The sequence below is a fragment of the Paenibacillus sp. 01T47 genome (assembly GCF_056398245.1).
In genome coordinates this window covers 185,776-201,790 of record NZ_JBFTPA010000009.1, presented here as the reverse complement: position 1 = coordinate 201,790, position 16,015 = coordinate 185,776, and the positions used below count along the sequence as shown (strand labels likewise).

The 16,015-nt window shown below is 46.3% G+C and carries 12 protein-coding genes; all 12 read right to left on the bottom strand.

The window, feature by feature from the left end:
* Window positions 1-30: 30 nt before the first annotated feature.
* Entirely contained in the window at window positions 31-1,470 is a 1,440-nt protein-coding gene (gene murD, locus AC1DOV_RS19425) for a UDP-N-acetylmuramoyl-L-alanine--D-glutamate ligase (RefSeq protein WP_477510080.1), read from the bottom strand.
* Window positions 1,471-1,545: 75 nt separating this feature from the next.
* Window positions 1,546-2,505 (bottom strand): phospho-N-acetylmuramoyl-pentapeptide-transferase, encoded by a 960-nt coding sequence (gene mraY, locus AC1DOV_RS19420; RefSeq protein ID WP_076268158.1) that lies wholly within the window; start codon window positions 2,503-2,505, stop codon window positions 1,546-1,548.
* 4 nt (window positions 2,506-2,509) lie between these two features.
* Window positions 2,510-3,925 carry a UDP-N-acetylmuramoyl-tripeptide--D-alanyl-D-alanine ligase gene (locus AC1DOV_RS19415; RefSeq protein WP_477550795.1) on the bottom strand — a complete coding sequence of 472 codons (1,416 nt, stop codon included), beginning with the start codon at window positions 3,923-3,925 and terminating at the stop codon, window positions 2,510-2,512.
* On the bottom strand, window positions 3,922-5,409 hold the full coding sequence (locus AC1DOV_RS19410; protein WP_477550794.1) for a UDP-N-acetylmuramoyl-L-alanyl-D-glutamate--2,6-diaminopimelate ligase: 1,488 nt from the start codon (window positions 5,407-5,409) through the stop codon (window positions 3,922-3,924). Before AC1DOV_RS19410 ends, AC1DOV_RS19415 begins: the two co-directional genes overlap by 4 nt.
* 73 nt (window positions 5,410-5,482) lie before the next feature.
* Window positions 5,483-7,423 carry a stage V sporulation protein D gene (locus AC1DOV_RS19405; protein ID WP_339208717.1) on the bottom strand — a complete coding sequence of 647 codons (1,941 nt, stop codon included), beginning with the start codon at window positions 7,421-7,423 and terminating at the stop codon, window positions 5,483-5,485.
* Between the two features lie 137 nt (window positions 7,424-7,560).
* Window positions 7,561-9,852: a penicillin-binding transpeptidase domain-containing protein gene (locus AC1DOV_RS19400; RefSeq protein WP_477550793.1), complete on the bottom strand. Its 2,292-nt coding sequence runs from the start codon at window positions 9,850-9,852 to the stop codon at window positions 7,561-7,563.
* A gap of 56 nt (window positions 9,853-9,908) precedes the next feature.
* Window positions 9,909-10,301, bottom strand: coding sequence for a cell division protein FtsL (gene ftsL / locus AC1DOV_RS19395; protein ID WP_256710903.1), 393 nt, complete (start codon window positions 10,299-10,301; stop codon window positions 9,909-9,911).
* Between the two features lie 23 nt (window positions 10,302-10,324).
* Window positions 10,325-11,275, bottom strand: a complete 951-nt coding sequence (gene rsmH, locus AC1DOV_RS19390) for a 16S rRNA (cytosine(1402)-N(4))-methyltransferase RsmH (protein ID WP_477550792.1) — start codon at window positions 11,273-11,275, stop codon at window positions 10,325-10,327.
* 29 nt (window positions 11,276-11,304) lie between these two features.
* Complete coding sequence (mraZ, locus tag AC1DOV_RS19385; protein ID WP_076268151.1) at window positions 11,305-11,742, bottom strand: division/cell wall cluster transcriptional repressor MraZ; 438 nt, start codon at window positions 11,740-11,742, stop codon at window positions 11,305-11,307.
* A 142-nt stretch (window positions 11,743-11,884) separates the two neighbouring features.
* On the bottom strand, window positions 11,885-12,895 hold the full coding sequence (locus AC1DOV_RS19380) for a DUF4349 domain-containing protein (protein WP_477550791.1): 1,011 nt from the start codon (window positions 12,893-12,895) through the stop codon (window positions 11,885-11,887).
* Between the two features lie 175 nt (window positions 12,896-13,070).
* Window positions 13,071-14,336, bottom strand: a complete 1,266-nt coding sequence (locus tag AC1DOV_RS19375) for an adenosylhomocysteinase (RefSeq protein ID WP_076268149.1) — start codon at window positions 14,334-14,336, stop codon at window positions 13,071-13,073.
* Between the two features lie 20 nt (window positions 14,337-14,356).
* Entirely contained in the window at window positions 14,357-15,997 is a 1,641-nt protein-coding gene (gene bshC / locus AC1DOV_RS19370; RefSeq protein ID WP_477550790.1) for a bacillithiol biosynthesis cysteine-adding enzyme BshC, read from the bottom strand.
* Between the last annotated feature and the right edge of the window lie 18 nt (window positions 15,998-16,015).

The window sequence follows — 16,015 nt, the reverse complement described above, 5'->3', positions numbered from 1 at the left end:
AGCATGGGAAAGTAGGGACATGCCCCCTACTTACAAGGTATGCGCCGAATCTTTAAAAATGCGCCCTCTTTGCTCATACGATGTAAACATATCCCAGCTTGCGCATGCAGGCGACAATAAAACGATATCACCTGGCTCTGCGATCGCTGCTGCTTGTTTCACCGCTTGCTGAAGGACGGACTCGGCGTCCTCACTAGGTTCGACGATTTCCACCTTAGCTAAACCTGCCAGCTCTGCTACACGGGAGAGCTTTTCTCTCGTTTCTCCTAAAGCAACAAGCCCCTTTAAGCGATCGCGGAATAAAGGAACAAGCTCCATATAGTCAGAGCCGCGGTCAAGTCCTCCAGCCACTAGAACGATCGGTGCGGATAACGAGCGAACGGACATCATCGTTGCAACCGGGTTTGTCGCTTTCGAATCATTATAATATTTGACACCATTCACTTCACGGACGAACTCCAGGCGGTGCTCCACGCCTCTAAACAACTGCAGCGGTTCTACAAGACGCTCTGGTGCAACTCCAGCAGCCAAACACGCCGCAATGGCAGCAAGCGCGTTAGCGGCGTTGTGGCGGCCTGGTATGCCTAGCTCTGAAACGGGTAAAATGTTAATTTCCGAGTCCTCAGACTGGCGGAATACAATTTGTCTATCCACAGCGGCTTCATCATTTTGTGCGTCACCGTTGTCCCGCTCATATGGCGGATCAATGTAAATGCCCGCATCCAGTCGCTCATATATAGAGAAAGGCAGCAGCTGTGCGATAAGAAACTCCGAAAGCGCGCGGCATTCCGGGTCATCCCAGTTGACGACAGCAACATCATCTTCCGTTTGGTTATCAAAAAGTTTTGCTTTTGAATTGACGTAGTCATCCATATCGCCGTGATAATCCAAATGCGTCTCTGCAATGTTAAGCAATAGCGCAATATGCGGACGGAACTCGCTTGTTCCTTTCAATTGAAAGCTGCTTAGCTCAGCAACGATCCATTGATCGGGCGTCGCTTCCAAGGCTGCTTCGCATAGAGGACGACCGATATTGCCTGCCACGATGGGATTCAATCCAGCTGCGCTTAATATTTCGCCGATCCAAGTCGTCGTTGTTGTTTTGCCGTTTGAGCCTGTAATGCCTATTATCGGTGCAGGAGAAAGCCAATAAGCAGCTTCTACCTCCGTAATGACCTCAACGCCAAGCTCCTCCGCCCTCTGCACTGGAGGTGACGTATATGGGATACCAGGGTTTTTGATAAGAAGCGCTGTTTCTTCTGTAATTAAGTCATCTGGATGATAACCGCATAGCACAGAAATGCCCAAAGCAGTCAATTCGTCCGCTTCGGGGCATAATTCACGTTCCTTCATGTCGTTCACTACAACTTCTGCGCCTAATTGATGAAATACTTTTGCGACGCTTACCCCGCTTCTAGCCAAGCCTAAGACGACAACTCGGCGGCCTTCATAAGATGCCGGATGATTCATAACTGACAGTCCCTTCTATGTATGCATAAAGCGGCTCTTAATCAAATAAAAGCCGCTTTTTCGTAAGCTTTATCTCTATAGTATAACAAATAGTAAACCAATTGCTGCAAACACGATGCCTACAAACCAAAACACAGTAACAACCTTCCATTCGGACCAACCAACGAGCTCGAAATGATGGTGAATGGGACTCATTTTGAAAATACGCTTCCCTCTAAGCTTGAAGGAGCCTACCTGTAATATAACAGAAAGCATCTCAAGTACAAAAACACCGCCGATTACGATAAGGAGCAGCTCTGTTTTGGTCAAAATAGCGACTGCTGCAATACCGCCTCCTATGCCTAGCGAGCCCATATCTCCCATAAACACTTTTGCTGGATGTGCGTTGAATACTAGAAAACCTAAAACAGCGCCTACCATAGCTGCCGAGAATACTGCTGATTCATGGGCTGACGTTTGTAGAGCAACTACAGTAAAGGCACCAAATGCGATGGCACTCGTCCCAGCCAGCAGACCGTCAAGACCATCGGTGAAATTAACTGAATTGCTTGCTGCAAAAAGAATGATGACGACAAGCGGATAATAAAACCATCCTAAATCAATTCCCCAGCCTGTACCAGGCACGGATATTTCGGTGCTGTGCCCCATATTATAGAGCATTGCACACACGATTATAGAAAATAGAAGTTGACCAAAAAGCTTTTGTCTTGCTGTTAGTCCCAAAGAACGTTTAAATACAATTTTGATGTAATCATCCAAAAAGCCGACAAGACCAAATCCAAGCGATGCGGTCAGCAGCACCCAAAATTCAGCCGTTTTATCAGAAAACTTCAGGAACGCGATCATTAGAGCAACCATAATGATAATGCCGCCCATCGTTGGCGTGCCGCTTTTTTTCAAATGGCTTTGCGGACCTTCCATACGAATCTGCTGCCCAAACTTTAAGCGGCGGAGCACTGGAATGAACAATGGTCCGAGTAGAACCGCTAGCAGGAATGAAGCGCCAATCGAAAATAAAATGACCATCATATCCATTTCCTCACCCCACTTCCAATGCTTGGACAATCTGTTCCATCTGCATGCCGCGTGAACCTTTTATGAGCACGATGTCCTTTGGCTGCATTTGCTCCCTCAGCCACAGCGTCAGCTCATTTTTATCTTCGAAATGTTTAATCACATCATTCGCGCCTGCGTTAGGAAATTGCGACTTCACGCCCTCAGCAATATGTTTTGCCAATGGTCCGAAGGTAAGAACCGCATCCGCCTTGCTTGGCGTTATATATGCACCTACTTCAAAATGAAGCGTCTGCTCCTCTGGCCCGAGCTCTAGCATATCGCCTAGCACGATCCATTTGCGGCTATAGCCGTCCAGTTGCTCTACCAGATCAATCGCCGCACGAACGGCAGTCGGATTGGCATTATAAGCATCGTTCAATAACATAGTGCCATTAAACGCGCGAACAGGCTGAATGCGCATGCCTGTCAGCTTAAGATGGCTTAGACCTTCAACAATTTTTGCAGCTGGAACTCCGAAGAAGCGGCCAATCGCTATTGCAGCGAGCGCATTGCTGACATTATGCTGCCCTGGAACAGGAATTCGAACAGTTCCGAGGCCACTGGCAGTTCCATTATAAATAGCAGTAAAGGTCGTCGCTTCCGATTCAATGCTGATGTCAGATGCTGACCATTCATTTTGCTTCGATAACCCAAATGTACGGCGTACGATGCCTGCTGGAAGTATTGAACGCTCAAGCTCTGCATCAAGAAGTGGCTCATCGCCATTGTAGAGCAGCAAACCATCCTCGCTAAGCCCTAGTGCTATTTCAAGCTTTGCCTTCGCAATACCGGCTCTTGAGCCAAGCTGGAGCATATGTGCGTCGCCGATATTTGTAATAATTGCGGCATCAGGCTGTGCGATCTTCGTCAGCAGTTCGATTTCGCCGAAGCCGCTCATTCCCATCTCGAGCACGGCTACTTCCGTGTCCTCTTCAAGCCTCAGCACCGTCAAAGGCAGGCCGATGTGATTGTTCAAATTGCCTTCAGTCTTATGCACTTTATAAGTAGTGCCAAGAATAGCAGCTGCCATATCCTTTGTCGTTGTTTTGCCATTGCTGCCTGTAATGCCAACAACACGAGTGACAAGTTCACTGCGATAAGCTGTTGCAAGGCGCTGCAATGCAACCAGCGTATCCCCAACAATTAGAAGCGGCACTCCCTCAAGAGATGCTGGAACCTCGCGGCCTTTCTGCCAAAGCGCAGCAACCGCTCCATTTGCAATAGCTTGCTCCAAATAGGCATGCCCGTCAAAATGCTCGCCTACGATCGGAACGAACAACTGGCCCGCAGCAGCCTGCCGCGAGTCAGTTGTTACTCCTGTTATGTTAAGCTCTGCATGATTTCCATTCCATCTAGCGCCGCTCATTTCGGCAATTTGTTTAATAGTACGTTTAATCACTGTATGATTCCCCTTATCGCTGCTTTCGCTACTTTTCGATCGTCAAATGGATATTTGACTCCGTTAATATCTTGGTAGGTTTCATGACCTTTCCCCGCAATCAATACTACATCGCCGAGGCTTGCCATTTCAACCGCTTTTTCAATTGCTTCCTTGCGATCAACGATTAATTTATAAAATGAAGGATCAATTCTGCTGCTTATTAATCCAGCTTCAATATCCTTTAATATGGACTCAGGCGGCTCCGAACGTGGGTTATCCGATGTTATGATAGCGTAATCCGCGTATTTAACTGCAATTTTCCCCATTAGCGGCCGCTTGGAGCGATCACGGTCACCGCCGCAGCCAAATACACATATAATTCGATTTTCTGCAAATTGTTGAATAGCTCTGAGTACATTTTCAAGCCCATCCGGCGTGTGGGCATAATCTACAATTACCGCAAAATCCTGTCCCGCATTAACCGCTTCAACCCGTCCAGGTACGCCGGGAATTTTGCTTAAACTGTGTGCAATCGCCTCTAGCTCCACGCCTTCAAGAAGTACAGCGCTTATAGCGGCAAGCGCGTTGTATACGTTGAACTTCCCAGCCATTTGCAATGTTATGTCTTGCTCGCCTCTGAATGTGTCAACATGAAAGGTCGTACCCTGTGCAGTTATTCGAATATTCGTTGCCCGAACGTCTGCCTCTTTATCAATAGCATAAGTGATAACCTCTGCCGCTGTGAGCTCGGCATATTCTGCGGATAAAGCATCGTCTGCATTAAGAACCGCATAAGATCTTTCGTTTTCCGCAGATGCATACACATTGCCAAGCCGCGAGAAGAACAATCCCTTTACCGCAGCGTATCGACTCATCGTTTCATGATAATCCAAGTGGTCCTGCGTCAAATTAGTAAATACTGCCGTTCGGAATCTGCAGCCCTTCACCCGGCCTTGCTCGAGAGCATGGGAGGACACTTCAATTGCACAATATTGCGTGCCCTCATCACGCATCTCCCCGAGATAGCTTTGAAGCTGCAGCGTTTGAGGCGTCGTACTGGTCATAGGGAACGATTTTCCCGCATAACGACGTTCAATCGTACCGATCACACCGGTAGGCTTACTCTGGTCATTTAGGATTTGCTCAATTAAATAAGTTGTTGTCGTCTTCCCATTCGTTCCCGTTACACCGATAAGCTTCAAGGTTTGACTAGGCTGTCTATAATAATAATTAGCAATTACAGCCATGGCAAGGCGGCAATCTCTTACAATAATTTGCGGCACCAACAGGTCCAGCTTTCGTTCCGCTATTAGTGCTGCTGCTCCGGCGGCAACCGCCTCAGAAGCAAACGCGTGACCATCAACGGTGTGGCCTCTTAAGCAAATAAACAATTGCCCTTCAATTACGCTTCGTGAATCCGTCTCAATGCCAGTCAGTTCCGTTTCCCCATCGCCTATTAGCCGTGAGGCTATAAGCAATTCCGCAACATCCTTTAATCGCATCTGCCAGCTCCTCCCTTAAGCGCCGGCGGACAAACTTCCCCGCCTGCTGCACCCTCGTTAACTACCATTATAGTCAATGCGAGTGGGATATATTATCTTCTTCTCCCAAATAGATCCGAATCGTTGATCCGCGATCTACACGGGTTCCAGCGGCTGGAGCTTGGCGTATGACCGTTTTCCCAGAACCTGCGGAAGTCAGATTGAAATTCATATTCATATCCTCATACAAATCCGATACCGTTTTGCCAATCAAGTTCGGAACTGTAACGATAGGTGTTTCTCCATACTTATAAATACGGTCGATCTGCTTCTCACGAGCCGGAACTTCCAGAATGGTGAGCGCATCCTCCAGCATATTGCGAACAATCGGCGCTGCAACGACTCCGCCGAACTGAATCCCTTGCGGATTATCAACCGCAACATAAATGACGATCTTCGGATCATCTGCTGGGGCAAAGCCAACAAAAGATACAATATGCTCATTAGGGGAATAACGTCCGTTAATAACCTTTTGAGCAGTACCCGTCTTGCCGCCTACGCGATACCCGTCAATAAAGGCATTGCGGCCTGTTCCTTTGGCTACGACGCTCTCAAGCGCTTCACGCACCTGCTTGGACGTTTCCTCCGAAATAACCTTCCTAACCGCAACCGATTCTACCGTTTCTACGGTCGCTCCCGTCTCCGGGTTTATCCATGCTTTTGCTACATGGGGTTTATACAGCGTTCCGCCGTTAATTGCTGCGGAAACAGCCGTTATTTGCTGAATTGGTGTAACGGAGACTCCTTGACCAAAAGCCGTAGTGGCAAGTTCCACCGGACCGACCTGACTAAGCTTGAATAAGATCCCATTTTCTTCGCCGCCAATATCGATGCCCGTCTTCGTCCCGAAGCCAAAGTTCTTAATGTAATCAAATAGTTTGTCCTTGCCCAGCCTCTGACCAAGCGTTACAAACCCGGGGTTACAGGAGTTTTCAACCACCTCAAGGAAAGTCTGACTGCCATGTCCGCCCTTTTTCCAGCAGCGAAGTCTAGCACCGCCCACCTCAATAGCGCCTGGATCAAAAAAACGTTCGTTTTTCAAATCAACCTTTTTTTCCTCAAGGGCTGCAGCAAGCGTAATTATTTTAAAGGTAGAGCCTGGTTCGTATGTCATCCAAATAGGAAGATTTCGATTATAAACCTCAGTTGGAACCTCTCGATACTTGTCTGGCTCGTAAGTAGGTCTGCTCGCCATACCTAAAATTTCACCGTTATTCGGATCCATCGCAATCGCGATTATACCATTAGGCTGTAAATTCGTCATCGCTTGATCAAGCTCACGTTCCATAACCGTCTGAATTTGCTTATCGATCGTAAGCTGCATCGTAAGCCCGTCCTTAGGTTCCACGTAGGTGTCCGAAGAATTCGGCATTTGTCTGCCCGCTGCATCTGACAAGAAGGATACGCTGCCTCCGATACCACTTAACTCTGTATTATATTTTGCTTCTACACCGGTTAAGCCTTGATTGTCGATCCCCGTAAAACCTAGCACATGCGCCGCTAAACTGCCGAAGGGATAAAATCGTTTGTTGTCTTCAGCTACAACGATGCCATCAAGACCCAGCTCTCGTATTTGTTCAGCTTTATCAATTGTAATTTTTCGCCCGCCTGGGCCAAGCTTAACGATCAGCGCTCGTGTTTTAATTTTTTTATAGAGCGTTTCTTGCGACATGTCGAGCAAAGGGGCAAGCGCTGCTGCTGCAGCCTGTTGATCCTTGATTTGGACAGGAATCGCATATACGGTAGGTGAGCTTACGTTGTAGGCGAGCTGAATACCGTTGCGATCAACGATTTCGCCTCGCTTGGCTACGTATGGGATGTTGCGCCTCCATGAATCCTCTGCTTTATCCGCCAGCTGCTCACCTTGCCATAGTTGTACAAAGCTAAGTCTCACACATAATGCTAGGAATGACACCCCAGCAAGTATGAGCACGATAAATAAACGTCGTCTAACCGTTACATTAGATACCTTCATCGCTTGTTCCCCCTCCGCTTGACCGTTTCGAAAGGAGCGCTCAATTGCGCTCATTCCCAGATTATTCGGGACAAGCGGATGATAGAACAAGCTTTAAGCAACATCATATTAGATCCCTTAATAATTCGATATATGGATCACTCAGGAGCAGCGTTACCATTACTGCTTGTATTGGAATTAGCAGCCTGATCTCCATTTGAAGTTGTCTGACCCTCGGAGGTTCCACCGTTGGTGCCAGCTTCATCTTCTTTTCCAGCCTCACTACCCTTATCGCCGCCTTCTGTCGCATCAGGGTTTGTTTCCGCATTGCCAGATTGGCCTTCTTTTCCTGTCGGAGGAGCAAGTACAACTTTGAGCACTCTTACTTTATTCAAAGTCTCTTCCTTCTGAGACACAACAAACCCTTGCCCCTCCGGAATGAGCCGAATGCCGATAAGAGAGGTTAATTCAAGAGCATCCCGCAGCGAAACCCCAGTCAGATCAGGGATAGCCAGCTTTTCACGCTGCTCCGTTATTAAATATATTCGCTGTGTCGGGTGTACGGCTGAACCGGGAGCAGGTATTTGCTGAAGCACGGTTTTACCATTTCCGATCAAATCAAATGTCATGGCCTTCGCTGTTAATTCTGCTTTCGCTTGTTGAACTTTAAACTCTGTTAAATCTGGAACCGTTATTGTCGCTTCCTTCTTCGAGTTTGCAGAACCAGCCGGATAGTTAGGCGCTACTCCCATTTTACGCAAGCTTTTGAGAACGATTTGTTTAAAAGCTGGAGCAGCGATCTTTCCCCCGGAAGCAAAAGTAGTATTTGGCTCATCTACGACGACATAAACGACGATTTTCGGATTATCAACCGGCGCATAGCCAATAAATGAAACAACATATTTGGAATCAGAATAGCCGCTTTTTCCATTTACCGTAGTAACCTTTTGAGCGGTTCCTGTTTTACCTGCTACTCGGTAACCCTCGATATAAGCGTTTTTACCGGAACCCTTATCCTGATCCGATACAACCTGCTCCAAATACTCACCGACTTTTTTAGAGGTTTCCTCTGAGATCACTTGGCGAACCATCTTCGGTTCGAAAGTCGTCGTCGTTTTGGTCGATGGATCTGTCATGCTTTTTACGATTTGTGGTTGAAACAGCTTTCCGCCGTTAGCTACTGCCGCGACAGCTGCAACCTGTTGTATAGGCGTAACCGTAACTACCCCTTGTCCAAAAGTAGCATTCGCAATCTCACTCGGGTATTTAAAGTTAATCGTACCGCTTAGCTCATTCCCAAGCTTAATGCCTGTTTTTTGCCCAAATCCAAAATTCGTGTAATATTCTCTCAGCTTCTGTTCCCCTAATCTCTCATAACCAAGCTTGACGAAGGCAACGTTACTTGAATATTTCAAGCCATCCAAAAATGAAATGGTTCCCCATCCCTCGCGCTTAATATCACGGATTGGATTAGGTACACCTTTCAGTTTGATTTGACCTGATTTGTATAATTCATCTGGATTAAACAAACCTTCTTCAACCGCTGAAGCCAGCGTTACAATTTTGAAGGTTGAGCCGGGCTCATATAAAGATTTAATCGCATGATTGTAAGAGTTCGAGTTGTTTTTCCAATATTCATTCGGATTATATTGCGGCATGTTTGCCATCGCCAATATTTCCATCGTATTAGGATCAGCCGCAATCGCTGTAGCGCTCTTAGGAGAATAGGTTTTCATAATTTCCTGAAGCGCTTCCTCCACATAATGCTGAATTTCGTTATCGATCGTCAGCTGTACATATTGACCGTCTTTGGCAGGCTTGTAGTCTACTTCACCCTCCGTAAGCTGAACGCGTTTTCCGTCCTTCTCATACTTGATATAGCCATCCTCACCCGAGAGCTGCTCATTGAATGAAGCTTCAACGCCAGTCATCGCAACTCCCTCTTTATCCAAATAACCGACAAGCTGTGCAGCTAGAGAATTTTTAGGATAATACCGTTTTAAATTTTCTTGCAAATCGATGCCGACGCTATATACCTCCTTTTCTTTGGCTAAATCTTCACGGAACTGTTTAATTTTATCGGCATGTGCTTTGTCAATTTGCCAGCCTCCGCTACGCACCTCCCGATATACAAAGTAATTCCCGTCCTCTTTTTTGGCAGTTACATTTTTTCGAAGCTCTTCCTTAGAAGTGCCAAGGATGTCATGCAAACCATTAATAATTTCTTCTGCAAGTTCCTGATCGTCAATTAGCTTCGGATTTAACGTCACATTATAAGCGATCGTATCCATTGCCAGAACACTCCCGTTACGATCGGCGATCGTGCCACGCTTGGCCAGCATCTTTTCTTCTGTTGACCATCTTTCTTTTGCAAGTCCATACCATTTGGCGCCTTCTACTACTTGCACAATATAAATTCGGCTTATTAAAACAAGAAAAAGGAGGGTCATTACCCCTCCAAACAATAGTGTCCGCAATCTAATTCTTTTTTTCATCATCGCTCACCCTATTCACTCATTGCTGATTTTATCGCGTCGTCACCTGTATTTACGGTAATTCCACTCTCAATAGAGCTAACCATCCCTTGGGTCTCTGCAAGCTTGCGTATACGTTCTGAATCACTGAGCATCTCTACTTGTTTCTTCAAGTCTTCCATCTCTACATTCATCGTCTGGTATTCGCTATTCAACTTTTTAATTTCGAGGCTCATGTCATAGATTTGCGCGTAGCGTAAAATAATGACACCAGCAACTACAACGCACATTAATACAGTAAACATATACAACAACTTCTCCTGAACCGGTAAGGATTTACGAGTTTTAACAAGCCGCTTCGTTTCCTTGATAACCGGTTGCTGATCCTGCTTTCGCTTAGGCTGCAGCGCTAAATTGCCATTCACATACGCCAATTCAAATCCCCCTCTTACAATTTTTCTGCAACTCTAAGCTTGGCCGACCTTGCACGCGGGTTGAGCTCTAGCTCTCTCTCTGAAGGTACGATCGGCTTACGATTGACTAATTTCACTTTCCCAGCATTGCCGCATACACATAACGGAAAATCGGGCGGGCATGTACATTTCTCCACAAACTTTGCAAACAATTGCTTGCATATACGATCTTCAAGCGAATGAAAAGTGATCACCGATGCTCTGCCGCCAGGGGCTAAGCAGCGAATCGTTTGCTCCAAAGCTTCTTCTTCTGCTCCCAGCTCATCGTTAACTGCGATACGTAGCGCTTGGAAGGAGCGTTTGGCGGGATGCCCGCCTGTGCGCCTAGTTGCAGCAGGAATCGATATTTTTATCAATTCAGCTAATTCACCAGTCTTCTCAATGGGCGCCTTTTCTCGTGCCTTCACAATATTTCTAGCGATGGACCGAGCGAACTTCTCTTCACCATAACGATCCAAAATGCGGGATATATCACGTTCGTCCCAAGTATTGACGATTTCATGAGCGGTTAGATCACCCTCGCGATCCATGCGCATGTCGAGCGGAGCATCATGGTTATAGCTGAAGCCGCGCTCAGCTTCGTCTAACTGCGGACTGGATACGCCAAGGTCGAACAATATGCCATCGACTTGCGGAACGCCATCCAGCATAGGAACGTTGCAATTTCTAAGCTCCTGCTCCAAATCGCGGAAGTTGCTTCTTACGAGTGTAACCTTATCTATATAAGGAGCAAGCCTAACACGAGCATTTTCCAGCGCCCAGTCATCCTGATCGAAAGCGATTAACCGTCCTCCTTCGCCTAACCGGGAGGCTATTAATTCGCTGTGACCTGCACCACCAAGCGTACAATCGACGTAGATGCCATCTGGCTTTATAGCCAAACCGTCAACCGCTTCTTCTAAAAGTACTGTAATATGCTGAAACACGCCTAAGCCCTCCATTCTTGTTGTCTATTCTAGAAGTTGAAATCGAAATCAACGAGCTTTTCGGCGATTTCGTTAAAGGTTTGTTCGGATTGTTCGTAATAACCGTCCCAAGTCTGCTTGCTCCAAATTTCCACGCGACTAGAAACGCCGAGCACCATACAATCCTTGTCCAGCTTCGCATATTCACGAAGATGGCTAGGTATATTTACCCTTCCCTGTTTATCCAGCTCACATTCGGTTGCTCCGGAAAAGAAAAACCGGGTAAATGCTCGCGCATCTGATTTCATAAGAGGCAATGTTTTCAGCTTTTGCTCCAAAACGGTCCACTCACTCATGGGATATACGAATAAGCAATTATCTAATCCACGGGTTGCAATAAACGAGGCTCCAAGCGATTCGCGGAATTTCGAAGGTATGATGATTCGGCCTTTCTCATCAATGCTATGTTGATATTCACCCATAAACATGACTTTGAACCACCCCTCCCCCTATTTCCACCACTTTGCACCACTTTTCCCCACCTAGTAACAGTAGTTCGCCACCTAAAATAAAAATCCTGCTCAGTGAGCAGGATTTTCTAAAATATTTCACACTATTAAAGATTATTAATCATTTCAGCGTTGGCGGCTGCTCTTTTTCAGGCTTGGATGGCTTCGGCGCCGTCTCTTTCCTTCTTCGATAGAACCAAATGATTGGGATTGAAATAACAGCCAATATAGCTAATACAGGCAATGCACCTACTAAAATAACTAACAATAGATTGATGGCATCCCAAACTACTTTTGTACTGTTAACTAGCGCGTCCGACATCCTTCCGCCTAAATGTGGTTTTTCCAAACTTTTATTTTTTAGTGTTTGATTCGTTTGGTACATGCGCAGCTCCACCGTCGAGAAAGCTACATTATTATCCAGATAGCGAACTCTTCCTTTGATTCGTTCAATTTCCTCCTGCACCCCTGAGAGCTGCTGTGAAAACTTTAACAGATCATCAGCCTTTGTCGCTTTATCCATCATGGTGAGCAGTCTAGCTTCAACAAGCTGCTTCGCTTTCAGCCTGGATTCAAGATCCACATATTCCTCAGATACGTCCTTGCCGCCGATATTGCGTTCAAATTCATTATGTTTAATTTGCTCAATCCGATCAATGAACGACATAAACCCTGCAGCAGGAACTTTAATCGTATAGCTTGATCCAATTTCTCCCTCGTGCTTCGTATCTTGAAATTGCAAAAGATAACCGCCGCTTTGATGAATGGCATTGCGCAGCGAGGTTGCTGCAGAAGCTAAATCGTCCACCTGCATACTTAAATTAGCAGTATAAATAATTTTCTGGTTGAATCCATCCGTGCCGATGGCCAGCTGAGCATCAATTCCCCCGCCAGATGCTTTGCTCTCGCCCGATCCCTCAGCTGGAGCCTCTTCCGCTTTAGCAGCATTGTCATTCAAGGTATAGCTCATCTCAGTTTCTACGTTTCTAGAAGCTGTTGTTGATAACATCTGTTCAGAAGCCGAGTTTTTAGAGCTGCTCGTATCCCCATCTGAGGAAGCGCATCCAACAAGCAGAACAACTAGAGAAACAATTGAAATAATTGCAAATATCCCTTTTTTATGTCTATACAAGAAAATACCCCCTTGCTTTTATTTACCTCTAGACGCAATTTGGGAATAAAAGGTTACAACATTGTCCATCAAAACCCGAACATCCGCCGGATCTAATCATCGGTGTAAACGAATCAATTGCTTCTTTTATCTCCACATAAAAAAAACCGCGATTGCTCGCGGCTTCTTCAATGCTTTATTCTGTTTCTTTCCAGCTGTCCAAATATGCCGATTGCTCCGCTGTCAGCTGATCAATGCCGAAGCCTAGAGATTGCAGCTTCAGTCTCGCTACCTGCTCATCGAGCTCATAAGGAACATTGACTACTTTGCTGCCAATCGCTTTGTACTGCTCATTTACATATTTTAGTGCAACAGCTTGAAGTGCAAACGTCATATCCATAATTTCTGCAGGATGACCATCGCCAGCAGCCAAATTAACAAGGCGGCCTTCTGCCAGCAAGTAAATGCTGCGTCCATCCTCCAGCTTATATTCTTCAATGTTGCGGCGAACGGTCCTTACGCTTGAAGATAATGCTGCAAGTTCTGGTTTGTTCGCTTCGACGTCAAAGTGACCTGCGTTGGAAATGATCGCCCCGTCCTTCATCACCTTGTAGTGCTCTCCGCGAATAACATCGCGATTCCCGGTAACCGTTACGAAAAACTCGCCAACCTTAGCCGCTTCGATCATCGGCATTACCGCGAAACCGTCCATATAAGCTTCGACCGCTTTAATCGCATCGATCTCAGTTACGACAACATTTGCGCCAAGACCTTTCGCACGCATGGCTACACCTTTTCCGCACCAGCCATAACCGACAACAACGACGGTCTTGCCCGCAACCATCAAATTCGTTGTGCGATTAATACCGTCCCATACGGATTGCCCTGTACCATAGCGGTTATCAAAAAGATGCTTGCAATATGCATCGTTAACAGCGACCATAGGGAATTTCAGTGAACCGTCTTTCTCCATCGCTTTCAATCGAATAATGCCTGTCGTTGTTTCTTCCGCGCCGCCGCGCAGATTCTCGCCAAACTCTGGATGCTCCGAATTTAGAATCGTTGCAAGATCGCCGCCATCATCAATGATAAGATCAGGCTTCCACTCCAGCGCTTTAATATTAAGTGCTTTAAATTCCTCAGCACTTGGATTATATTTGGCAAATACAGTAATGCCATCCTCAACGAGAGCGGCACAAACATCATCTTGTGTTGATAGCGGGTTGCTGCCTGTTATAGTAACATCAGCACCGCCCGCTTTAACTACCTTAGCCAAATAAGCGGTTTTCGCTTCCAAATGAAGAGCGATTGTAACTTTCAGTCCTTTAAAAGGCTGTTCCTTCTCAAATTGCTCGCGAATCGTATTCAATACCGGCATATGCGCAGCTACCCAATCAATTTTCAAACGGCCTTCAGGTGCCAATGATAGATCGGCTACGATGCTTTTATTTGCTGTACTCATTCCATTTGCCTCCTCATATTTCATAAATAAACGATTTCATGTCCACCAGTACGGCTAAATGGCGCTTCAAGCAGCTTATCAAGCCAAATCAGGCTGTAACGATTCCAATAGGCTGCCATATTAAGCACTCGCTCTTGCGGCTTGTTCTGCGGGTTAATCGACAGATGGATACGATCAAGCTGGCGTGTGGATGCTTCAAATTGTTTGTTGAAGGCATCTACCGTTTTTGAGCCCATATAGTTGATTTGCTCTACTATTTTTTGCAAATTCGTATCCCCAAGCTTAGAGAGCGACGGTTGTACGGAAGTTGCAAGCTCAAGAAGCGGTTTATATAGCTGCTCAAACGTATCTCTTGCTTCGGCAAATTGCTGTTCAATGGACAAGCCATCTTGTGCCTTCAGCCATTTCCCTTTGCTCTCTTCGAAATGTTCCATAACATCCTCAAAGGAAAGCTCATACTTATCCATGTGCTTGGCAACTGTTCCTTCAATTAAAGTATAAGACATACGCGGCACGATAATGGGCATTTCCATATTCAGCGTTCGGAATGCTTCTCCAGTTAAAGCCCAATAGGCAATTTCCCCAGGACCAAGCACAGTCGCAAGAACAGGGAATAAATAATCCTGCATAAGCGGCCGTGTCAGAACATTATTGCTAAGCTGCTGCGGCTGCTCGTCAGCGATCCGAAGGAGCTGTTCCTCCGTTAGCGAAACTTGCTCTTTACGATCTTGGAATTTTCCATCCTTCTTGTGAAGAAGCGTTCTTTCTTCGCCGTTATCCGAGTTGAAGAGAAAAAGATTCGAGCTGCCAGCCGTTACATCCGCCTGAAGGCTGTAACCAAGCTCTCTCACCTTATCTGCAGCAGCAGCATAAGCATGCTCTAATTCATCGTTCTTCTCAATCAGCTTCCTGAACATAGGCGCTTCTATACGACGAATATCCTCATGATCGCCATCCATTAATACTAAGCCGTGATTCCCGAATAAATGACTCAAAATCATTGCAAAAAAATCAGATAATGATTTCGCTTGTTTCGACATTTGGCGCAGTTCCTCTAGCATCACAGGTTTGAACTCCGAATGCGGAAGCGATTGTTCAAGCTCAGCAAGCAGCTCTTCCCATGTTTCTGCTGCAATCATCGTGCGGCTTACAGCTGTACGCGCACCTTCAGGACGCACAACGGACAACTTGCGAAGCTCCTGCTCCGTTGTAATAACGTAGGCATGGTTTGCTTCATCCCAGTCATGATCTTCACCGGCTACCCAAAATACAGGAACAACCGTCCGCCCCAGCTGCTCACTTGCAGCTTTGGCCGCACCTATGATGGATACCGCTTTATGTATGACAAGCAGCGGACCCGTCCATAAACCAGCTTGCTGACCTCCAACCACGACCGGAGCCCCCTCTGCCATCGCAGAAATGGAAGCAAAAACTTCTGGATCAGCGTTAATCGCTTCATTGTAAGCACGAAGCGCGCGAGCTACTTGAGCTGCATCAGCTCTAACCTCTCCGCTTTGCTCCAAACGATTAAAGCGTTTAACCCAATCTTGATCAACTCCCGCATGATAGCCATATAAAGCTTCAATCCGGTCATCGTTTTGATGTATATAAGCCTCTGTCAAAGGCTGTGCAATAGGCAATGCATAAGTATCTGTTCTCATAGCGCAGCCCGTAACCTC